We start from the raw sequence: 20,617 nt of genomic DNA, 5'->3' as shown, positions 1-20,617 counted from the left end.
GTCAACGGTGTATTTGTTGAGTTCCCTGGAGTTCGTCGACGACCAGCTTCATCCGCACAAGCTCGTCGGGCTGAATGTTCCATCCAGCGTGTAGGAACTGAGTTAAATAGCCCGTGTGGCGCAGCAGGAGATGCACAAGCAGTTCAGATCACCTGTGCGGGCGAGCGGTGGCTATACGGTGAATACAAACCATCGAAGCCACTTCATGCATATCAAGAAACGCGGTAACACCCTGTCGCTGTATCGCTCGGTGTGGGTCCCTAAGGGCACACGCGGTAACACCCACGGCTTCTCTCAGCAGAAGTTTGTTGCTAGCCTCCCCGAGGGCTCGACAGACATCCCTGCTCATGTACGTGACTTGCTGACTCAGCACGAAACCCAATTTGTCGAGCAGAGCATCTGCGCGCCCGCCCGTGCCGCGCAGGCTGAAGCGCGTGTGGCTACAGCTAAACGCGAAGCCGACCCAGTGTGGCGAATTGAAGAAGCCGTGAGGCTGTTGGAAGAAGCCGCGACGTGCAGTACCGACGCCCTGGTGCCAGAGGTTCGATTGAGTCGGATCACCGCAGCAGCAGGAAAGATTCGAACTATCGGGCAACAAAGTACCCGGCCGCCGATTGCGACCGTGCAGACGGACCCATTGCGCGACGCACTGACTTCTCTCCAGGCTGCGGCCCGCGCGGTTAAGACCGGTCGTTACGGTAACGGCCCTGCGGAGGGCATGAAGAGCACTCCGGTATACGCCCTGTGGCTTGACCTCCAGGAGGCCCTGGAGGGGCCCCAGGAAGAGAGTCTCATGCGCTGTCTGCAGGCCCGAGGCTTCGTCAAAACGCGTCGTGGAGACGGACATTAGAGACATTGACAGTTTCTCCCCCTAGAACTGGAAACTAGGGGGAGGGACAGGCAAATATGGTCTTTCTTGGTCTGAACCCAAAGTCTTTCGGACGGACAAATATGTCCATTCCTAGCGCCTCCCGGGCGGTGCCGGCAGGTCCCCTGGAAGTCAGCCATGCAGAGGATACGGCCCTTCGACTTGCCGGACTCAACGCCTGGAAGTTGCCTTTCAATGTCATCGGTATGCGGGCGCGAAGCCATACGCTGGAGCGAAAGGTCGAGCGGCAATATGCTTTGCTAGCTCAATCGAAGAACAGTTCGTACTGCCATGTGACTCCTTTGGGCGGGTAGGCTTGAGGGCCAACCATTTTCACGAGCTTGTACAGCTCTAAGAGCCAGGAGGCAAACTCAGGTGCGCCAGGCGAATCTTCCTCAAAAAGCCCGTCCTCATCTTCTGCAATCTCTTTGGTGTCATACCAGCAGCTGTCGACCATATGTTCTAGTACACGTTCAGCCTCCGATAGGAGGTCGCGAAAGCTCTCGAACAGAAACGGAGACAGTGCAAAGAGCCGTGCGATTTCTAGACTCTGTACGTCAGAGGCCACCACAATTCCGTCCGTACCAATGACTTGGTAAGACTTGCCGCGAGTGTCCTGAACTTCTTTTATCTGCCAGTGGGGAGCGAGCATCGGGGTTGCAGTTGCTATTGGGCACAGAGGCAGTGCGGTTTCATTCATGTTGCCATCCTTGGCGCGAGGTTGATTGATAAGGCTTCTCAGTCCTATAGAACTGAGTTTTATATCGGCTAGAGCTTCAGGGTGCCCTGGAGGGGCCTCAGGAGGAGAGTCTCATGCGTCGCTTGCAGGCCCGAGACTTCGTTAAAACGCATCAGAGATGACTTGAAAGCTGATTTCCACAACGTTCGCTATACGCAGTACGTCGTCGTGACGTACTACACAGGAAATCATATGAACGCAGCTCGAATCGAGTCTTTGCAATCAGTCATTCTCAAGCTGTTCGCATTGAAAAAGGAAGGGGTCCACTTCGGCCGTATCATGACAACAGAGGAGGTGGTGGCCCAAGCTGTGGAGCCGCAGACCAAGCAGTTGGCGCGTTCCGAAAACGCGTGGACTGTTTGCGGCGACATCTCCAAGACAATGTTCGATGCGATGCCATCCGCAGACCGGGTAGCCCTACGCTCCAACGTGGTCGGCACAGGGAATGCGCTGTACCTCATCTTGACGCAGCAGGTCAAATGTATGCAGCACAGATTTGTATTGCCTCTGTACGACAGCGGAGTGCAAGAGTTTCTGGCGCATTCCGTAAATCACCCTTTTTGGTACTCCCTGGGAGAGGCGGGCGGGGAGGGGGCAGTAGTGCTGAATTCATCGCAGCACCACAAAGACCTCAAACATGTGCTCGCCATAGCGCCGAAGTGGGAGCCTGAGGACAAGCTGAAAGCGTTTGCGGATTTGCTGGACGCAACTCACGAGATCGCAAAAATCTCGTTTGTTCCTTCGTGTATGCCGCAGCACGAGGTCATGAGTGCTTCAACCACGCTTGTCTCCCCTGCAGCAATGTCTGCATGCGAAGAAGCGAGCAGAGGCTTGGGGAAGGCGTCGCTGTGAAGCCGGCTGTTTGTATGTTTCCAGCTCAGCTGACCGAAGGTCTGTATTTGTTGTTGGGATCCGACGGTAGCAGTTTGCGTGTCTACATAGAGGCGGCGTCTTCCTCGGAGGCTTTGGCAAGGTACCGGGCGATTCCAGAGAAGCTCCGTGAGCAGGATGCATATTCAGCCGTCGAGGTCCGAGAGGACAACTACGTGCCAGGATTCAAGGTGTTCTTTAGAGGCTACTTCAAAGCACTTGAAATTGCCTGAGCAGGCCAGTTTCTATTTTTTGATTGATCCGCACCGTCGCTGGTGCGGATTTTCATTTTGTCGCTATACGTTGTACGTGCAAGTGCACGTGCATTCAAAGGACATCATGAACAAAAGTATGAAACGTGCTCAGCGTAAAGCGCAGAACCGCAGTGAAGATGCAACGAGCGTTTTCGAATCAGCACGCCTAGCTTCGACTCCAGTCGAAACGAAGGAGGAACGCGTGCGGCGCCTGTATTCGTACGAAGGCGGTGCGCTGATGGGCTGGTTGCTCGATGAGTGCCGCATTCGGGGATTTACCCTGCAAGCTTTGGCTAACGAACTCGGCGTGACGTATGGGTACCTCAATCAACTGCGCAGTGGTCTGCGCGAGATATCTCAGGTAGGTCCTCGGTTTGCACAGCGCGCTGCTCGGTTCCTGGGTGTCCCAACGGTCGTTGTGAAGTTGATGGTGGGACAGCTGACGATGTCGGACTTCATACCGCCGCAGCAGACCGAGGAAGAATTTGTGGAGCGAGCGATGATTCGGCTTCTGGAAGACTCGAAGGCATCAGCATTCATCAGTCTCGATACGTACACGGCTGACCTTGCTGTGAAGAAAGATTTTCTTTCTCTCTATGCCGAGGTCAGTGGGGACGATGTCTACAACATGAAAGAGTTGCCAGAGATGCTGCGTTGGCTTCAGCGTGCGGCGGTGGAACATTCTGAGAATGTCCTTCAGGCAGAACGAGGGCAGGGCCGGCAAAGTGCGCTAGCTTTGGCAGCGTAGCCTTCGGCGGACAAGGTGTTGATTCAAAAGGCGAGCTTTGGCTCGCCTTATTTCTGTTGAAGCTCGCTGTAGCCAGCTGTCAGTCAGCGTTCAATAGCGAATCAGTCAAAAAATTCATGCGAGCTCGCACCTTTTGTACAGTGATCTAGCTGGAATGCGTTTTCCTAAGCCATTCGGGGAAAGGCGGCGGAAATCGAAGCTCAGAAAAGTCCACCATACCGTGGTACTTTTGTAGAGCCTTAGCTGAGTACCCGGCTCCGTATAGCGCTTCACTACCTTCTCGGGCAATGAAATCCTTGTCCATTGATGCGGTTCTGGAACGTCCCATAAGTTGCTGCGATAGTCCCGTCGGCCATGCGCCCGTGGACGCTTGTGTCTCGCGCAGTAGGTCCTCAAAGAAATGCCGGAAGCTGTGGCTCCCAAAACCGTTCCCCATCTTCAAACGATCACGGACAAATCGCAAATAGCATTGTTCATACGATCGGCCAGGCTTGGGCTTTTGGGCATTCGAATTTGGCTCACTCGATGGAAAAAGCAGCGCATTCGGACCACTTTCAAGGCGGCGCGCGGCAACAAAATCCAGAAATCCAAGCTCAATCAACTTTGGGTGTACGGGCAGTTCTCTGTGAGAGGTCTGGTTTTTTAACGAGCGGTGTAAGGAGTCACTTTGTGACGTGGTCTGGACTTCTACCGGTGTCTTCTCGATGTCAACACGGAGTGAAATGACGTCAATCGTTCCTTGCTTGCGGACGTCTGAGCAAAGTAGTTGAATGGGCTCCCGAACCCGGGTTCCGTAGAGCGTTTTGATGAGTGGAATCCAATATCTCGCGCCAAGGTCCTCTGCCATCTTTCCCCTGAAAATTTTCTGTTCATTGGGGTCGTACCAGGCGGATGAAAAAATTTGGTTGATCTGATGTGTTGTGTAGGGAAATCGTGGCTTCTCACGTTCCTTTTGAGCTTGTTTTGTCAAAGTTGGAAGAACTTTGAGTTGCTCAATCGGATTGGGAATAGTCATCAAGCCCTTCACTGCTGCCAGAGCGAATGCGTCCCCCAACGCACGTTTTCCGAACGAGCGAATTCTTGTCGGGGCCCAGGGCTTACTTGCGGCATGCATCCGACTTTCAAAGAACTCGTAGATTAGTTGGGGGGTGACGGAGTCGAGAGGGACGTCACCGGCATGCTCGATAAAAAGTTTCCAAGCGTTCAGTAACGTACCCGCGTACTTTGGGTCATTGGAAATGCTTTTGTGCTCATAGAAAATGTCGCTGACATCAGAAAGCCGCGGGCTTGGCTCCTGGGGAGGGGGCGGTGTTGCTGTGCCATCGACTTCTCCCAAATTTCGTAGCCGAATATTCTCTTGTGCCGTTTTTTCGACTTTCGCAAACTCGCGCACTAGCTTCGGTAGATACGGATCACTGGGGTCAAGCTCATAGCCGAGGGTGAGGCACCAGTCAAACACAGTATCGAGAAGGTCTACCCAGCTCGGGGAAGCAGGGCCTTGAGCCAAGATTGAGCGCATCGTGCGGTCGCTTAGGGCCGCAAAAGACTCAATCTCCAGGATGTCTTCGTCGGTCAGGCCTGTCAGGCGATCATCTTCATCACTCATCAACCAAGAGTGCAGTCGCGCATGGCAAATGGTCGCAACAAAGGATTCATCCAAGAAAACCTTTGCGTGGTGCAAGGCCGTATCGCGCGTGAAAGATTCGAGAAGGCGGTGCCATTCCGCGCGTTGGTCAGCCAGCATCTTGAGGCCGACGATCTTGGCAAGCTTGAGGTCGCTTTGACCCGTGGACTTGCGAAGAGGCGTAGGCGCGCAGTAGCGCTTCAGTTCGGTGCTAGGGTCTAGCCGAACGTACCAGTTTGAAGAATTTTTGGGCTTGTAAAAGTGAGCAGGCACCGCACCACCAGATGTTGATTTGTCATAGGTTTTTGGCATACCTGCGTCCCCTAAGTCCTTGTTTTTCAAGGAATTATAAGGAAATCAACAACTTACAAGATCTTGGCGGAGACTGTGAGATTCGAACTCACGGACGGTTGCCCGTCGGCAGTTTTCAAGACTGCTGGTTTAAACCACTCACCCAAGTCTCCGGGAGGGAAGGCGCGAATTCTAGCTGACTGCGGAGGCTGATTTCTTTTGCAGCATGCCCCGGGTCTCGATGAACTTCACCACGTCGGCCACGCCCGCCAGGGTCTTGAGGTTGGTCATCACGAACGGCTTGAGGCCCTGGGGGGTGGTGCGCATGCGGGTGGTGTCGGCGTGCATCACATCCAGGTTGGCGCCCACGTGGGGGGCCAGGTCGGTCTTGTTGATGATGAACAGGTCGCTTTTGGTGATGCCGGGGCCGCCCTTGCGGGGGATTTTTTCGCCAGCGGCCACGTCGATGACGTAGATGGTGAGGTCGCTCAACTCGGGGCTGAAGGTGGCGGCCAGGTTGTCGCCGCCGCTTTCCACAAACACGATGTCGGCGTTGGGGAACTCGCCCAGCATGCGGTCGATGGCTTCGAGGTTGATGGAGCAGTCTTCGCGGATGGCAGTGTGCGGGCAGCCGCCGGTTTCCACGCCCAGGATGCGCTCAGCGGGCAGCGCGCCGCTCACGGTGAGCAGGCGCTGGTCTTCCTTGGTGTAGATGTCGTTGGTGATGGCGATGAGGTCGTAGTCATCGCGCATGGTCTTGCACAGCATCTCCAGCAGCGTGGTTTTGCCGGAGCCGACGGGGCCGCCGATGCCCACGCGCAGAGGGGGCAGGTTTTTGGTGCGGTGGGGGATGTGGTGCAGGGCGTTGGTCATGGTGCTAGTGGTGGCGTCATTTGCTACTAAATAAATAGCTACCTACGCTTGTATTGCTTGCGCTAGGAGCGGAAAAGTCTTGAATATTGCACTTCGTGCTGGGCGCTGAGGATGGCCAGCATGGGCGAGAACGCCTGGCGCTCGCTGTCCATCAGGCCAGCGGCGTGGTCTGCGGCCAGCGGGATGGCGGCGGCCAGCCGGGCCAGGATGCGCTGGCCTGCGCTTTGGCCCAATTGCATGGACTTGAGTGCGGCCTGCACCATGTTCTCGGCCCAGCCAAAGGCGTAGGCCAGCAGCACCTCGCGCACACTGGCCTGGGTAGGCGATGCGGCTAGTGCGAAGGCCACGGGGTAGGTGGGGGGCAGGGCAGCCAGGTGGCGCACGGCGGGCATCAGGGCCTCGTTGCCCTGGTACTGGTTGCGCAGCCATTCGGCCAGCGAGCGGCCCATTTGCTCGGTCTGCAGGCGCAGTTCGCTGGTTTCGCGGGTGTGCAGCACCCAGTCATTGAGTTCTTTTACGTGCTCCAGGTCGCCTCGGCGCCAAGCGCCTACGGCCTTGGCGATGAGGGCCATGTCGCCGCGTGCCTGGGTGATGTGGAGCTGATCCAGCAGCCAGTCGCCCACGGCGACCTCGCTGGCGAGGCCTGCGTTCTCAATGGCGCTTTCCAGCCCTTCGGAGTATGAGAACCCGCCCACGGGCAGCGCGGGGGAGGCCAGCCACATCAGCTGCAAGAAGCTGGCGGCGGGCAGGGGCGTGGGGCGGTCCAGGCGCATGGAGCGGGGAGTCAGTGGTCGTGGTTGCAGTCGGGGCCGTGCACATGCTCTTGGGCGACCACGGGGATGGACACGGTGCGCCCACGGGCAGGGACTGCGCTGGGGGCAACGGGGGCAACTGCATGGTTGTGATCGTGGCTATGCCCATGTTCGTGGGTATGGCCATGTGAATGGTCATGGGAGTGGTCGTGACCATGGTGATGGTCGTGCCCCTTTCCATGTCCATGTTCCCCATGGCTGTGCCCGCCGCCATGCCCAGCGGCATAAGCGCCGCCTTCGGGCTCAAACGCCAGGTTCTGTTCCGTCACGATCAGGTGCATAGCGCGCAGCATGTCGGCCAGCACATGGTCGGGTTCGATCTTGAGGTGGTCGGGCTGCAGCTCGATGGGCACATGGCGGTTGCCCAGGTGGTAGGCGGCGCGGGTCAGGTCGAACGGCGTACCGTGGTGTTGGCAGTGGGTGATGACCAGCACAGGCTGCGGCGCAGCGATCACGCGGACCATGGAGCCGTCTTCGGCCACCAGCACGTCGCCACCGCGCACCAGCGTGCCGCGTGGCAGGAAGATGCCCAGCTCGCGCCCTGCCGAGTCGGTAGCGGCAAAGCGGCTTTTCTGGCGCACGTCCCAGTCCAGTTCAACGGTGGTGGCGCGCTTGAGCAGGACGGGCGCGAGGCCCTGGCCTTGGGGGAGGAGTTTGGAGACCTGGATCATGGTGCGAGAGGATTTCGGTGCCGGCAAGGCGAGGTCAACATTGTGGCCTTGGCTGCGGGGTGGCTCGGGCGGGCTCTACAGCGCGCGGCTCATGTACCGGCTGTGGGGGTCAAGCTGGTAGCTGCCGAACGGCGCGCAGTCGGTAAAGCCGTAGCGCAGGTAGAGCTGGTGAGCGGGTTCAAAGAAGGGCTGGGTACCCGTTTCCAGGCTGATGCGCTGGTAGCCCAGATCCACGGCTTGGCCCAGGATGTGTTCAAGGATTGCCCGGCCCACACCGAGGCCGCGCAGGGACTCTGCAGAACGCATGGATTTGAGCTCGACGTGGTCGGCGCTCAGGTGTTTGAGGGCGCCGGTGCCCACCAGCCGACCGGGCGCGGGTTCGGTGGCGTCCGGCAGCCACGCCGTCCAGAAGCGGATCTCGGGGCGGCGCAGCTGGTTCATGTCCAGCGCATGCACGCTCTCGGGCGGCGAGGTGGCGCGCATGTCCTGCAGATGCTCTTCCATGAAGGCGGCAATGCGCGGGTCGCTCAGGTCGTCCAAGCGCAGGGAGAGGCTGTCCAGCAAGCTGCTCATCGTGGGGGAGTGTCAGAACAAAAAGTAGCGCTGCGCCATGGGCAGCAGGGTGGCGGGCTCGCAGGTGAGCAGCTGGCCGTCGGCGCGCACGGTGTAGGTCTGCGCGTCCACCTCCATCTTGGGCGTGTAGCTGTTGTGCACCATGTGCTGCTTGCGCACGCCACGGATGTTGCGCACGGCGCTGAGCTGCTTGCGCAAACCAAAGCGTTCGCCAACGCCTGCATTCAACCCGGCCTGCGACACAAAGGTGAGCGAGGTCTTGGCAATGGCCCCGCCGAACGCGCCGAACATGGGCCGGTAGTGCACGGGCTGGGGCGTGGGGATGGAGGCGTTGGGGTCGCCCATGGCGGCCATAGCGATCAGCCCGCCCTTCAAGATGAGCGCGGGCTTCACGCCAAAGAAGGCAGGCTTCCAGATCACGATGTCGGCCCACTTGCCGACTTCGAGTGAGCCGACCTCGTGGGCAATGCCGTGCGCAATGGCGGGGTTGATCGTGTACTTGGCCACGTAGCGCTTGATGCGAAAGTTGTCGTTGCGCTGCAGGATTTCGGCCAGCTCATCGCGCCCTGCAGTGGGGGCCAGCCAGCCGCGCTGCACCTTCATCTTGTGCGCGGTTTGCCAGGTGCGCAGGATGACTTCGCCCACACGGCCCATGGCCTGGCTGTCGCTGCTCATCATGCTGATGGAGCCCAGGTCGTGCAGGATGTCTTCGGCGGCGATGGTCTCTTTGCGGATGCGGCTTTCGGCAAAGGCCAGGTCTTCGGCAATGCTGGCGTCGAGGTGGTGGCACACCATGAGCATGTCCACATGCTCGTCCAGCGTGTTCTGGGTGTAGGGCATGGTGGGGTTGGTGGACGATGGCAGAAAGTTGTCTTCGCCCACCACGCGCAGGATGTCGGGGGCGTGCCCGCCGCCCGCGCCTTCGGTGTGGAAGGCGCAAATGCCGCGCCCGCCCACGGCGGCGATGGTGTTCTCCACAAAGCCCGATTCGTTGAGCGTGTCAGAGTGGATGGCGACCTGCGTGTCGGTCTCGTCCGCCACGTCCAGACAGTTGCTGATGGCCGAGGGCGTGGTGCCCCAGTCTTCGTGCAGCTTGAGGCCAATGGCGCCCGCGTTGATCTGCTCATGCAGTGCATCGGGCAGGCTGGCGTTGCCCTTGCCGAGGAAGCCCAGGTTCATGGGGAACGCGTCGGCTGCTTGCAGCATGCGCTCCATGTTGAAGGGGCCGGACGTGCAGGTGGTGGCCAGCGTGCCCGTGGCGGGGCCGGTGCCGCCGCCCAGCATGGTGGTCACGCCGCTGGCCAGCGCTTCTTCGATCTGCTGCGGGCAGATGAAGTGGATGTGGCTGTCGATGCCGCCCGCGGTGACGATGTTGCCCTCGCAGCTGATGACCTCGGTGCCGGGGCCGATGATGATGTCCACACCCGGTTGCGTGTCGGGGTTGCCCGCCTTGCCGATGGCGGCGATGCGGCCCGCGCGCAGGCCGATGTCGGCCTTGAAGATGCCGGTGTGATCGACAACGAGCGCATTGGTCAGCACGGTATCCACAGCGCCTTGTGCATTGCTGTGTTGCGACTGCGCCATACCGTCGCGGATGGTCTTGCCGCCGCCAAACTTCACCTCTTCGCCGTAGCTGCCTGCGCGCAGGGTGTAGTCGGCCTCGACTTCGAGGAGGAGTTCGGTGTCGGCCAGCCGCACGCGGTCGCCCACGGTGGGGCCGAACATCTCGGCGTAGGCGCGTCGTCCAATGGTTGCCATGGGTGGGGTGCTCCGTGAGAACGGTTTACTCTATTTTTGATAGCTGCTTGGGCAATAAATACCTGCGCTATCTGCCAATTTGGCTTGAAATTGCTACAGCGCGCCCTGCGTCAGGCCCTGAAAGCCGAACACGCGGCGCTCGCCCGCGTAGTCCACCAGCTCCACAGTGCGCTCCTGGCCGGGCTCAAAGCGCACGGCGGTGCCCGACGCAATGTTCAGCCGCATGCCGCGCGCAGTCGCACGGTCAAAGCCCAGGGCGTTGTTGGTCTCGGCAAAGTGGTAGTGCGAGCCGACCTGGATGGGCCGGTCGCCGGTGTTGCGTACCACCAGCGTCAGGGTGCGGCGGCCGGTGTTGAGCAGGTGTTCACCGGGTTCGGTGAGAAGTTCGCCGGGGATCATGAAAGCTCCTTGCAGGGAACGCTCAGGCCATCTGCGCCAGCAGCACGCCACCGAACGCAGCCACGCCAGCACCTGCAGCGCGGGCCAGCCACACATGGCGGTGGCGCAGTGCCCAGCCAGCGGCCAGGCCTGCGCTGTGCAGCAGCACGGTAGCCGTGAGCATGCCTGCCAGGGTCAACCAGGCGCTGTCGCTACCTGCCAGCTCATAGCCATGGGCCACGCCGTGGAAGACGGCAAACACGCCCACACCCAGCGCCGCCACCAGTCCGGGCACGCGCAGGCGGGACACGACCAGCAGGCCGGTGACCAGCAGCGACGCGGCAATCATGGGCTCCACCGCTGGCAGCGCCACACCCTGCAGGCCCAGCACGGCGCCCACCAGCAACATGGCCGCAAAGCCCACGGGGCCCCACAGCAGGTCGCGCCCGGCGCTGCGGGCGGCCAGGGCGCTCCACAGGCCCACGGCCACCATGGCGGCCAGGTGGTCCAGACCGAACAGGGGGTGGACCAAGCCGCTCAGAAAACTGTTGTGGATGTGCGATTCAGCGCCGGTATGGGCGCTAGCGCTAGTACCAATTGCGCTGGCAGCTATGAAAAGAAGAGCGGCTGTGTGGCGGTGTGAGAGGGCGATGCGCATGGGGGCTCCACAGAGAGAAATACGAACGGGGGGTTAAACGATGGGTTGGTGGACGGTGACCAGCTTGGTCCCATCGGGGAAGGTGGCCTCGACCTGGATGTCCGGAATCATCTCGGGGATGCCTTCCATCACATCGGCGCGGGTCAGCACGGTGCGGCCTTCGCTCATGAGCTGGGCCACAGTCTTGCCGTCGCGCGCGCCTTCCATCACGGCGGCGCTGATCAGGGCCACCGCCTCGGGGTAGTTGAGCTTCAGTCCCCGGGCCTTGCGGCGCTCGGCCAGCAGGGCGGCGGTGAAGATCAGTAGCTTGTCTTTCTCACGAGGGGTCAGTTCCATGTCGTTCTGCTCAATGTAAGGAGAGGTGGGCTCGTGTAGCAGGTTGTTCAGGCCGGACACACGGGGCAATCGTCAACAATGGCCATGCGGTCCGAAGGGCAGTGGATTCATCATAGGCAGCAAGCCCCGTGCCCGCCATACGCCAGAGGGCGAAGGTGCACCGCATACAAAGGCAACCCGTGGCATGGAAACTGCACTTGCAGGGGCTGTCGCCGCCCTTTGCCCATGCCTCCCTCCAACACCTCCTTTGCCCCGCCCGACGCCAGTTTGGCCCCTGTGCCGGGGCCGGACGCCGACGCGCAGGCGCCCCAGCAGGTGGTCAAGGTTCGCCGCGACTACAACAGCTGGGTGGCCACCGAGACCATGGAGGACTACGCGCTGCGCTACACGCCCCAGCGCTTTCGCAAGTGGTCCGAATGGCGGGTGGCCAACACGGCCTTCGGCGCGGCATCCTTCCTGATCCTCGAAGCCGTGGGCGCCACGCTGCTGGTGCAGTACGGCTTCATCAATGCCTTCTGGGCCATCGTGGCCACGGGTCTCATCATCTTTCTGGCGGGGCTGCCCATCAGCGTGTACGCGGCCCGCTACGGGGTGGACATGGACCTGCTCACGCGCGGCGCGGGCTTTGGCTATATCGGCTCCACGCTCACCTCGCTGATCTACGCGAGCTTCACCTTCATCTTCTTCGCGCTCGAAGCCGCCGTGATGGCCTATGCGCTGGAGCTGGCGCTCGACATTCCTCCCACCTGGGGCTATTTGATCTGCGCCATTGTGGTGATTCCGCTGGTCACCCACGGCGTGTCGGCCATCAGCCGCTTGCAGGTGTGGACGCAACCGCTGTGGCTGCTGATGCTGGTGGTGCCGTTTGTGTACGTGCTGGTGCGCGATCCTGGTGCGTTTTCTGGGGTGGTGCACTACGGTGGTGAATTGGCGCGCGGCGCTACGTTCCAACTGCCCTTGTTTGGTGCGGCGCTCACCGTGGGCATTGCGCTCATTACCCAGATGGGGGAGCAGGCCGACTATCTGCGCTTCATGCCCGCCCGCACCGCCACCACGCGCGGCCGCTGGTGGCTGGGGGTGCTGGTGGGCGGTCCGGGCTGGGTGGTGCTGGGCGTGCTCAAGATGCTGGGCGGCGCGCTGCTGGCCTGGCTGGCGCTCACGCACATGGTGCCCGCCGAGCGCGCCGTGGACCCGAACCAGATGTACCTGGTGGCCTACGAGTACGTCTTCCCGCACTATGGGTGGGCGGTGGCCGCGACGGCGCTGTTTGTGGTGGTCTCGCAGATGAAGATCAATGTGACCAACGCCTACGCGGGGTCGCTGGCATGGTCCAACTTCTTCTCGCGCCTCACGCACAGCCACCCAGGACGGGTGGTGTGGGTGGTGTTCAACACGCTGATCGCCTTCATGCTGATGGAGATGAACGTGTTCCGCGCCATGGGCGAGGTGTTGGGCTTGTATTCCAACATCGCCATCGCCTGGATCATGTCGGTGGTGGCGGACCTCGTCATTAACAAGCCGCTAGGCCTGTCACCCAAGGGCATCGAGTTCAAGCGCGCGCACCTGTACGACATCAACCCGGTGGGTGTGGGATCGATGGCGCTGGCGTCTGTGCTGTCCATCAGCGCGCACCTGGGGCTGTTTGGCCCGCTGCCGCAGGCGTTCTCGGCTGTCATTGCCATGGCAGTGGCCTTTGTGACGGCGCCGCTGATCGCCTGGGCCACGCGCGGCAAGTACTACATCGCGCGGCAGAGCGAGCCGGTGGCTGTGCCTGTGGCGGGACCTGTGCCCGGCGTGCGGGCTGCCGATATGGGCAGCTACCAGCGCTTCACCGTGCAGCGTTGCGTGATCTGCGAACGCGAATACGAAGCGCCCGACATGGCCCAGTGCCCTGCCTACCGGGGCGCCATCTGCTCGCTGTGCTGCACGCTCGATGCGCGCTGCGGCGACCTGTGCAAGCCCCATGCGAGCATGGCGGTGCAGTGGTCGGCTGCGCTGCGCTGGGTGCTGCCGCGTGCCATCTGGCGCTATCTCGACACAGGCCTGGGCCACTTCCTGCTGCTGATGCTGGTGATCGCGCCGTTGCTGGCGTCGGTGATGGGGCTGCTGTACCACCAGGAGCTCAACACCATTGCCCAGGCCGCCACCGACACCGAGGTGATGGCCGCCCCAGAAGTGGCGCTGCGCTCGGGCCTGCTCAAGGCCTATCTCGCGCTGCTGGTCATCTCGGGAATCGTGGCGTGGTGGCTGGTGCTGGCGCACAAGAGCCGCCAGGTGGCGCAGGAGGAATCCAACCGCCAGACGGGCCTGCTGGTGCGCGAGATCGAGCTGCACCGCCAGACCGACGAAGCGTTGCAGACGGCGCGCAGCGTGGCAGAGGCCGCCCAGCAGCAGGCCGAGGAAGCCCGCTTGCGCGCCGACCAGGCCAACCAGGCCAAAAGCCGCTACATCAGCGCCATCAGCCACGAGATCCGTACGCCGCTCAACTCCATCCTGGGCTACGCGCAGCTCATGGGTGAGGACGCGGGCGTGCCCCCGCACCGCAAGCAGGCAGTGCACGTGATCCGGCGTGGGGGCGAGCATTTGTTGTCGCTCATCGAGGGCACGCTGGACATCGCGCGCATCGAGTCGGGCAAGCTCACGCTGGATGTGGCGCCCATGCGCTTTGCCGACGGTCTGCACGAGATGGCCAGCCTGTTCGAGCTGCAGGCCGCCGCCAAGGGCCTGGCGTTTGTGTTCGACGTGCAGGGCGTGATCCCGGAGGTGGTGCGTGCCGACGACAAGCGCCTGCGCCAGATTCTCATCAACCTGCTGGGCAACGCCGTCAAGTTCACCGCGCAGGGCACCGTCACCCTGCGTGTGCGCTATGGGCGCGAGATGGCACGCATTGAGGTGCAGGACACGGGCCCGGGCCTCACGGCCGAGGAGATCGAGCGCATCTTCGAGCCCTTCGCGCGCGGCGGATCGGGTGGTGGCAGCACCGCGGCCGCGCCGGGGGCCGGGCTGGGCCTGACCATCGCCAAGATGCTCACCGCGCTCATGGGCGGCGAGCTGACGGTGAGCAGCACCCCGGGCGTGGGCTCGGTGTTCCACGTCAAGCTGTTCTTGCCCGAGGTGCATGGCGATGCGCTGGGCAAGGCCGCAGCGCCAGCGGCGCTGGCTGCCCATGGTCAACGCCAGCGCAAGGGCTACGCGGGCGAGCGCCGCCGCATCCTGGTGGTGGACAACGAAGAGCCCGACCGCGAGCTGCTGGTGCAGCTGCTGGAGCCTCTGGGCTTTGAGCTGCGCCAGGCTGCCAGCGGCCACGATGCGCTGGACCTGCTGGCCACCGGGTACCGTCCGCACGTGATCTTCATGGATCTGGCCATGCCGGGCATCGACGGGTGGGAAACGCTGCGGCGCGTGCGGCAGATGCACCTGCCCAATGTGCAATGTGCAATTGTTTCCGCCAATGCTTTCGACAAGGCGCTCGACAACGACGTGGACATACGCCCCGAAGACTTCATCGTCAAACCCGTGCGCCACAGCGAGCTGCTGGACTGGCTGGAGCGCCGCCTGGGCCTGCAGTGGCAATACGACGAGGCCACTACAGCGCCCGCGGGTGCTGAACCCGCCGTGGCGTCTGCGGCGCCCGCACCCCTCACGTACCCCGATTCCGCTGCGTTGCTGGCTCTGGCACAGGCGGTGTCTTTGGGCTACTACCGGGGCATTCTCAACACGCTGGACGATATTGAGCGCAGCCAGCCCGCGCACAGCGCTTTTGTCGGCACCATGCGGCAGCTGGCCAAGCAATTCCAGTTCGATGCCATGGGCCAGATCCTGGAGCAGGCACCCTCGTGATGACCACTGCCAACCCCTTTTCCTCTCACCCCCCCACAGCACCCGCCAGCGCGCTGGACCGCAGCGATAGCGATGTGGTGCTGATCGTGGACGACGTGCCCGACAACCTGGCCGTACTGCACGACGCGCTGGATGAATCGGGCTACACCGTGCTCGTGGCCATGCACGGCGAGGCGGCGCTGCAGCGTGCGGCCCAGGCCCTGCCGGACATTGTGTTGCTCGACGCCATGATGCCGGGCATGGACGGCTTTGAAGTTGCCCGCCGCCTCAAGGCATCCCCCGCCACGGCGCACATCCCCATCATCTTCATGACGGGCCTCACCGAGACCGAGCATCTGGTCGCCGCACTGGAGGCGGGCGGCGTGGACTACGTCACCAAGCCCATCAAGCCGCGCGAGGTGATGGCCCGCATGGGCGTACACCTGGGCGCAGCCCGCAAGGCCCGGCAGGACGCGCGCCAGGCGCGCGAGGCGCGCAACGCGCTCGATGCGTTTGGCTACGCCAGCATCACCGTGCGCGCAGCGGACGGCCGCATCGTGTGGCAGACCCCGCTGGCGCGCGAGCTGCTGCAAAGCTACTTTGGCGAAGTGGGGCCGGACGGCGCGCCCACCCCGTTTGGCCAATGGGCGCCCGAGCCCGTGCAGGCCTGGCTGCGCCGCCATGTATTGGCAGACAACGCGGCCGAGCTGCTGGAGGCTTCGCTGGCCGAGCCGCCGCGCCTGGCGGTGGAGCAGGGCGCGCGCCGCCTCACCTTCCGCCTGCACCAGCAGGCGGGCGACAGCGCAGGCGGTGGCGACTGGCTCATCGTGATGCGCGAGGTGTCGGACGCGAAGATCATCGAGTCCATGAGCCTGTCCTTCAAGCTCACTGCGCGCGAGGCCGAGGTGCTGTACTGGGTCGTCAAGGGCAAGATCAACCGCGACATCGGCGACATCCTGGGGGCCAGCCCCGCCACCGTCAAAAAACACCTGGAACGCGTGTTTGCCAAGCTGGGCGTGGAAACCCGTACCGCAGCCGCCGCCATGGCCATGAACCGCATCCGGCAACTGCATCCCCAGTTTGAGGGCTAACGCTGGCTTCATCGCCCAGAGGCCCAAAAAAACACGTTGACCCAACCATGTTGCAGCGCAATAATCGCGCACCTTCATTTTCGGAGCCCCAGCGTGGAAAGTGCCAGTTGTTGCAGTGAAACCCAGCAAGCCGTGACGGCTGCTGCCTGCCAGGCCTCCTGACGCCCGCTCCCGGGCCGTGGGTTGCCTCGTGCAAGCCCCGGCCTCGTCCCTCCCAGCCCCTGTTGTACCTGTGTGCCCATTGGGGCAGCTTTGGCCTTTTTGGCCGTGGTGGTGTGGGTGGCTCTTCCGTCTTGCCGCTTCGTTGCATCTGTGCCGTCCGCACAGGCCATGCCCCCTTTCCCTGGGGCGTTGCCCGCGTGCCGTGACGGCGCCACTTGGCACTCGTTTGCGTCTGCGTGCTCCGTCCTGCCTGCCAAGGACGACGGCCATGCGTTTTTTTGTTGTAGACCTGCCCAGCCTTTTCCAGCGTGCGGTGGCGCCTGGCGCTGCCAGCGCTGAACCGGGGGCACAGCTGCCCCCTGGCGCACAAGGCCCGGTCCGTGCGGCGGCTGACAGCCTGCAAACTGTGGCCGACCTGGATGGCGCCACCCTGTGGCCCACGCACCGCATTCGCTGCTACCTGCACAGCCAGCCGCCAGCGTGCGCATCGCACCGCCGCGCGCGGCAGTCCTGAGAGGCTGAGAGTCTTTTGCCCATGCCCGCCTTGCACGCCAAAAAACCGCTGCCCATCGTTGCAAATGCGCGCCATAGCCCGCGCTATGGCTGTGCTTTGCGCCTCGACCAGCGGCGTTTTGACGCACCTTTCGGGCTCGGGCAAAAAACCCTCAGCCTCTGAACTCGGCCACGACCGGCCCTGTACCCCAACCACCCCCCAGGAGGCCCCATGGACCCAGACCCGCGCTGGCGCTCTGAAGCGCCACCCCACACCACCCCCTTGAACTTTGCATACCGGGCCCTGGGCCGGAGGCGATGGCTTGCGTGACTGCGTGAGCCGCATCCTCTGGTCGTTGCGGGCCAGAAGGAGTAACTCACCATGTTCCGTTTCATCCACATTTCTGCGCACACGGCACCACAGCCCGTGACGCGCAACGCCGCCTGCGTTGGCTGCTAGGGAGACCGCCATGAGCTTCCTGCACCACCTGTTCGACCGCTTTTTGCACACCCGCCACGTCACCCGCCACTTTGCGCGGCGGCTGATTCTGGACACGCTCACGCTGGGCCGCGCGCCCACTCCCGCCACGTCGCCCGACCTGCTCAGCCGCGAACTGCAGCGCGCCGCCAGCGATGATCTGCCCGCACTGATCGAGCGCCTGCAGTCCGACCCTGCAGGCCTGAGCGACGCCCAGGCCGCTGCCGCCCTGGCCCAGCACGGCCCCAACGAGGTGGAGCACGAAAAGCCGCTGCCCGCCTGGCTGCACCTGTGGCACTGCTACAAGAACCCGTTCAACGTGCTGCTCACGGTGCTGGCACTGATCTCGTACCTCACCGAAGACCACGAGGCCACCATCGTGATCCTGGCCATGGTGGTGCTTTCCACGCTGCTGCGGTTCGTGCAGGAGGGCCGCTCCAACCGCGCGGCCGAGCGCCTCAAGTCGCTGGTCAGCAACACCGCCACGGTGCTGCGCCGCAGCGACATGGGTGGCGTAGCCACACCGCGCGAGCTGCCCATCCATCAGCTGGTGCCGGGCGACCACATCGTGCTGTCGGCAGGCGACATGATCCCGTCGGATTGCCGCGTGCTCACGGCCAAGGACTTGTTCGTGAGCCAGTCGGCCATGACGGGCGAATCGCTGCCGGTCGAGAAGTTTGCCGAGCGCAGCCAGCCCGGCACCAGCGCGCTGGACGCGACCAACCTGTTGTTCATGGGCACCAACGTGGTGTCGGGCTCTGCCACCGCCCTGGTGGTGGCTACGGGCAACCACACCTACTTTGGCACGCTGGCCACGCGCGTCACAGCCACCGACCGCACGCCCACCGCGTTCCAGGCAGGCGTCAACAGCGTGAGCTGGCTGCTGATCCGCTTTGCACTGGTCATGGTGCCCATCGTGCTGGTCGTCAACGGCTTTACCAAGGGCGACTGGCTGGAGGCCTTTTTGTTCGCGCTGTCGGTGGCCGTGGGCCTCACGCCCGAGATGCTGCCCATGATCGTGACCAGCACACTGGCCAAGGGTGCCGTGCTGTTGTCGCGCAAGAAGGTGGTGGTCAAACGGCTGGACGCGATCCAGAACTTTGGCGCGATGGACGTGCTGTGCACCGACAAGACCGGCACGCTCACGCAGGACAAGATCTTTCTGGAGCGGCACACCGACGTGTTCGGCCACAACAGCGACGAGGTGCTGACCTTTGCCTACCTCAACAGCCACTACCAGAGCGGCCTGAAGAACCTGCTGGACCATGCCGTGCTGGAGCATGTGGAGCTGCAGACCGACCTGCGCCTGGCGCAGGACTACCGCAAGGTTGATGAGGTGCCGTTCGACTTTGTGCGCCGGCGCATGTCGGTCATCGTCAGCGAGCGCAACGACCACCACGAGCTGATCTGCAAGGGCGCGGTGGAAGAGATGCTGGACGTGTGCACCCAGGTGCGTGTGGTGGAAGACACCGGCGTGCAAGACCTGCCGCTGGACGCCACCCTGCGCGCACGGGTGCTGGAGGTGACGCGCGGCCTGAACAACGAGGGCCTGCGCGTGGTGGCCGTGGCCATGAAGGAGACGCCGCCCCACCAGACGGTGTACAGCGTGGCCGATGAATCGGGCCTCACGCTGATCGGCTACGTGGCGTTTCTGGACCCACCGAAGGAATCCACTGCCCCCGCGCTGAAGGCGCTGGCTGCGCACGGTGTGGCCGTGAAGGTGCTGACCGGCGACAACGAGCTGGTGACACTCAAGGTCTGCCGCGAGGTGGGCCTGGCGGTGCAGGGCGTGCTGCTGGGCAAGGACGTGGACGCCATGGACGACGCCACCCTGGCGCGCGCAGCCGACACCCACAACGTGTTTGCCAAGCTCTCGCCACTGCACAAGGAGCGGCTGGTGCGCGCGCTGCGCGCGGGCGGCCATGTGGTGGGCTTCATGGGCGACGGCATCAACGACGCGCCCGCGCTGCGTGCGGCCGACATCGGCATCAGCGTGGACAGCGCGGTGGACATTGCCAAGGAGGCGGCCGACATCATCCTGCTGGAGAAAAGCCTGATGGTGCTGGAAGAGGGCGTGATGGAGGGCCGCAAGACCTTCAGCAACATGCTCAAGTACATCCGCATGACGGCCAGCTCCAACTTCGGCAACGTGTTCTCGGTGCTGGTGGCCAGCGCGTTCCTGCCCTTCTTGCCCATGCTGCCGCTGCACCTCTTGGTGCAGAACCTGCTGTATGACCTGTCGCAGATCGCCATCCCGTTCGACAACGTGGACGAGGAACTCATCCGCAATCCGCTGAAGTGGAACCCTGGCGACATCGGCCGCTTCATGGTGTTCTTCGGGCCCATCAGCTCGGTGTTCGACATCACCACCTTCGCCGTCATGTGGCACGTGTTTGGTGCCAACAACGTCGGGGCGCAGACGCTGTTCCAGTCGGGCTGGTTCGTGGTGGGGCTGCTCACGCAGACGCTGATCGTGCACATGATCCGTACCCCCAAGCTGCCCTTTGTACAAAGCGTGGCCTCGGTGCCGCTGCTTGCAGCCACGGTGCTCATCATGGCGGTGGGCATCTTCATCCCCATGGGGCCGCTGGCCGGGCACTTCAAGCTGCAGGCGCTGCCGCTGGCTTACTTTCCGTGGCTGGTGGGCATCTTGGCGGGCTACGTGCTGCTGACGACGGTGATGAAGCGCTGGTACGTGCGGCGCTACGGCTGGCAGTAGGGGCGGCGTGAGAGCCGCGCCCGGTTCATCGCGCCAGGGCCTGCTCCAGCTGCTGCTTGTTCATCCGGGACCGGCCCCGGATGTTCGCGCGCCTGGCGTCTTCGTACAGCTGCTCGCGCGTGCGGCCTTGCGGGCCGCGGTGCGAGTTTTTGCCGCCGCGCACAGGGGCCGGCGTGGCTTTCAGGGTTTGGGGGTTGGCCGTGCGGGCTTCGCCGTGTTGCGCGCGCTCCTTGTTCACGGTGCGTGCGGCAATCTCTTCGGCGGTCCTTTCGCTCTCTCCGCGCTCCAGCAGGCTGTCCTTGATGTGTTCGTACTGGCGCTCGCGTTTGGCGCTCCAGGCGGCACGTGGCATGGGGGCTCCTTTCCGATCAACAGGTGGGCTTTTCAGCTTAGACCCGTGACT

Annotated in this window: 19 protein-coding genes and 1 tRNA gene; 8 read left to right on the top strand and 12 right to left on the bottom strand. The window is 62.8% G+C overall.

The window, feature by feature from the left end; genetic code table 11:
* Window positions 1–130: 130 nt before the first annotated feature.
* Entirely contained in the window at window positions 131–850 is a 720-nt protein-coding gene (locus DNK89_RS07795) for a hypothetical protein (protein WP_153064258.1), read from the top strand.
* Window positions 851–1,133: 283 nt separating this feature from the next.
* Here the strand turns inward: DNK89_RS07795 and DNK89_RS07790 are convergent, their stop codons facing one another.
* Window positions 1,134–1,568, bottom strand: coding sequence for a hypothetical protein (locus DNK89_RS07790; protein WP_153064257.1), 435 nt, complete (start codon window positions 1,566–1,568; stop codon window positions 1,134–1,136).
* 162 nt (window positions 1,569–1,730) lie between these two features.
* Here DNK89_RS07790 and DNK89_RS07785 point away from each other — a divergent pair, with 162 nt between their 5' ends.
* Both DNK89_RS07785 and DNK89_RS07775 read left to right on the top strand, forming a co-directional pair.
* Window positions 1,731–2,459 (top strand): hypothetical protein, encoded by a 729-nt coding sequence (locus DNK89_RS07785; protein WP_153064256.1) that lies wholly within the window; start codon window positions 1,731–1,733, stop codon window positions 2,457–2,459.
* 237 nt (window positions 2,460–2,696) lie between these two features.
* Window positions 2,697–3,479, top strand: coding sequence for a helix-turn-helix transcriptional regulator (locus DNK89_RS07775; protein ID WP_153064255.1), 783 nt, complete (start codon window positions 2,697–2,699; stop codon window positions 3,477–3,479).
* 145 nt (window positions 3,480–3,624) lie between these two features.
* Here DNK89_RS07775 and DNK89_RS24205 read toward each other — a convergent pair whose 3' ends face one another.
* The 10 genes from DNK89_RS24205 to DNK89_RS07725 all read right to left on the bottom strand — a co-directional run bounded on the left by DNK89_RS24205 (window position 3,625) and on the right by DNK89_RS07725 (window position 11,453).
* Window positions 3,625–5,445, bottom strand: coding sequence for a hypothetical protein (locus DNK89_RS24205; RefSeq protein ID WP_153064254.1), 1,821 nt, complete (start codon window positions 5,443–5,445; stop codon window positions 3,625–3,627).
* Between the two features lie 34 nt (window positions 5,446–5,479).
* Window positions 5,480–5,567: transfer RNA gene (locus DNK89_RS07765), tRNA-Ser, on the bottom strand.
* A 19-nt stretch (window positions 5,568–5,586) separates the two neighbouring features.
* Window positions 5,587–6,267: an urease accessory protein UreG gene (gene ureG / locus DNK89_RS07760; protein ID WP_110959591.1), complete on the bottom strand. Its 681-nt coding sequence runs from the start codon at window positions 6,265–6,267 to the stop codon at window positions 5,587–5,589.
* A 62-nt stretch (window positions 6,268–6,329) separates the two neighbouring features.
* Window positions 6,330–7,040 carry an urease accessory protein UreF gene (locus tag DNK89_RS07755; protein WP_110959590.1) on the bottom strand — a complete coding sequence of 237 codons (711 nt, stop codon included), beginning with the start codon at window positions 7,038–7,040 and terminating at the stop codon, window positions 6,330–6,332.
* An 11-nt stretch (window positions 7,041–7,051) separates the two neighbouring features.
* Window positions 7,052–7,750 (bottom strand): urease accessory protein UreE, encoded by a 699-nt coding sequence (gene ureE, locus DNK89_RS07750; RefSeq protein WP_110959589.1) that lies wholly within the window; start codon window positions 7,748–7,750, stop codon window positions 7,052–7,054.
* 75 nt (window positions 7,751–7,825) lie between these two features.
* Entirely contained in the window at window positions 7,826–8,323 is a 498-nt protein-coding gene (locus tag DNK89_RS07745) for a GNAT family N-acetyltransferase (protein ID WP_110959588.1), read from the bottom strand.
* Window positions 8,324–8,335: 12 nt separating this feature from the next.
* Complete coding sequence (gene ureC / locus DNK89_RS07740; RefSeq protein WP_110959587.1) at window positions 8,336–10,081, bottom strand: urease subunit alpha; 1,746 nt, start codon at window positions 10,079–10,081, stop codon at window positions 8,336–8,338.
* A gap of 93 nt (window positions 10,082–10,174) precedes the next feature.
* A complete protein-coding gene (locus DNK89_RS07735) occupies window positions 10,175–10,480 on the bottom strand; it encodes an urease subunit beta (RefSeq protein ID WP_110959586.1) in 306 nt (101 codons plus the stop codon).
* A 22-nt stretch (window positions 10,481–10,502) separates the two neighbouring features.
* Entirely contained in the window at window positions 10,503–11,117 is a 615-nt protein-coding gene (locus DNK89_RS07730; RefSeq protein ID WP_110959585.1) for a HupE/UreJ family protein, read from the bottom strand.
* Window positions 11,118–11,150: 33 nt separating this feature from the next.
* The gene (locus DNK89_RS07725) at window positions 11,151–11,453 is read right to left on the bottom strand and encodes an urease subunit gamma (protein ID WP_015012806.1); all 303 of its coding nucleotides are present in this window, start codon (window positions 11,451–11,453) and stop codon (window positions 11,151–11,153) included.
* 225 nt (window positions 11,454–11,678) lie between these two features.
* On the opposite strand from DNK89_RS07725, the gene DNK89_RS07720 reads away from it, so the two are divergent.
* The 5 genes from DNK89_RS07720 (at window position 11,679) to mgtA (ending at window position 20,214) form a co-directional block, all read left to right on the top strand.
* Complete coding sequence (locus DNK89_RS07720; protein ID WP_110959584.1) at window positions 11,679–15,293, top strand: ATP-binding protein; 3,615 nt, start codon at window positions 11,679–11,681, stop codon at window positions 15,291–15,293.
* Window positions 15,293–16,363: a response regulator gene (locus tag DNK89_RS07715; protein WP_110959583.1), complete on the top strand. Its 1,071-nt coding sequence runs from the start codon at window positions 15,293–15,295 to the stop codon at window positions 16,361–16,363. The genes DNK89_RS07720 and DNK89_RS07715 overlap by 1 nt, the downstream gene beginning before the upstream one ends.
* A gap of 430 nt (window positions 16,364–16,793) precedes the next feature.
* Window positions 16,794–17,039 (top strand): hypothetical protein, encoded by a 246-nt coding sequence (locus tag DNK89_RS07710; RefSeq protein WP_110959582.1) that lies wholly within the window; start codon window positions 16,794–16,796, stop codon window positions 17,037–17,039.
* A gap of 21 nt (window positions 17,040–17,060) precedes the next feature.
* Entirely contained in the window at window positions 17,061–17,201 is a 141-nt protein-coding gene (locus tag DNK89_RS24375; RefSeq protein WP_161958929.1) for a hypothetical protein, read from the top strand.
* A 286-nt stretch (window positions 17,202–17,487) separates the two neighbouring features.
* Window positions 17,488–20,214, top strand: coding sequence for a magnesium-translocating P-type ATPase (gene mgtA / locus DNK89_RS07705; protein ID WP_110959581.1), 2,727 nt, complete (start codon window positions 17,488–17,490; stop codon window positions 20,212–20,214).
* Between the two features lie 25 nt (window positions 20,215–20,239).
* Here the strand turns inward: mgtA and DNK89_RS07700 are convergent, their stop codons facing one another.
* Window positions 20,240–20,566, bottom strand: coding sequence for a plasmid stabilization protein (locus tag DNK89_RS07700; RefSeq protein ID WP_110959580.1), 327 nt, complete (start codon window positions 20,564–20,566; stop codon window positions 20,240–20,242).
* Window positions 20,567–20,617 lie beyond the last annotated feature (51 nt).

The sequence above is a fragment of the Acidovorax sp. ST3 genome (genome assembly GCF_003231145.1).
Lineage (GTDB): Bacteria > Pseudomonadota > Gammaproteobacteria > Burkholderiales > Burkholderiaceae_C > Acidovorax.
This window is presented reverse-complemented; position numbering and strand designations above follow the sequence as displayed.

Coding starts and splice junctions, on each gene's coding strand:
- DNK89_RS07795 (WP_153064258.1), top strand. CDS start 131: ATGCACAAGCAGTTCAGATCACCTGTGCGGGCGAGCGGTGGCTATACG.
- DNK89_RS07790 (WP_153064257.1), bottom strand. CDS start 1,568: ATGAATGAAACCGCACTGCCTCTGTGCCCAATAGCAACTGCAACCCCG.
- ureG (WP_110959591.1), bottom strand. CDS start 6,267: ATGACCAACGCCCTGCACCACATCCCCCACCGCACCAAAAACCTGCCC.
- DNK89_RS07755 (WP_110959590.1), bottom strand. CDS start 7,040: ATGCGCCTGGACCGCCCCACGCCCCTGCCCGCCGCCAGCTTCTTGCAG.
- ureE (WP_110959589.1), bottom strand. CDS start 7,750: ATGATCCAGGTCTCCAAACTCCTCCCCCAAGGCCAGGGCCTCGCGCCC.
- DNK89_RS07745 (WP_110959588.1), bottom strand. CDS start 8,323: ATGAGCAGCTTGCTGGACAGCCTCTCCCTGCGCTTGGACGACCTGAGC.
- ureC (WP_110959587.1), bottom strand. CDS start 10,081: ATGGCAACCATTGGACGACGCGCCTACGCCGAGATGTTCGGCCCCACC.
- DNK89_RS07735 (WP_110959586.1), bottom strand. CDS start 10,480: ATGATCCCCGGCGAACTTCTCACCGAACCCGGTGAACACCTGCTCAAC.
- DNK89_RS07730 (WP_110959585.1), bottom strand. CDS start 11,117: ATGCGCATCGCCCTCTCACACCGCCACACAGCCGCTCTTCTTTTCATA.
- DNK89_RS07725 (WP_015012806.1), bottom strand. CDS start 11,453: ATGGAACTGACCCCTCGTGAGAAAGACAAGCTACTGATCTTCACCGCC.
- DNK89_RS07720 (WP_110959584.1), top strand. CDS start 11,679: ATGCCTCCCTCCAACACCTCCTTTGCCCCGCCCGACGCCAGTTTGGCC.
- DNK89_RS07715 (WP_110959583.1), top strand. CDS start 15,293: ATGACCACTGCCAACCCCTTTTCCTCTCACCCCCCCACAGCACCCGCC.
- DNK89_RS07710 (WP_110959582.1), top strand. CDS start 16,794: ATGCGTTTTTTTGTTGTAGACCTGCCCAGCCTTTTCCAGCGTGCGGTG.
- DNK89_RS24375 (WP_161958929.1), top strand. CDS start 17,061: ATGCCCGCCTTGCACGCCAAAAAACCGCTGCCCATCGTTGCAAATGCG.
- mgtA (WP_110959581.1), top strand. CDS start 17,488: ATGAGCTTCCTGCACCACCTGTTCGACCGCTTTTTGCACACCCGCCAC.
- DNK89_RS07700 (WP_110959580.1), bottom strand. CDS start 20,566: ATGCCACGTGCCGCCTGGAGCGCCAAACGCGAGCGCCAGTACGAACAC.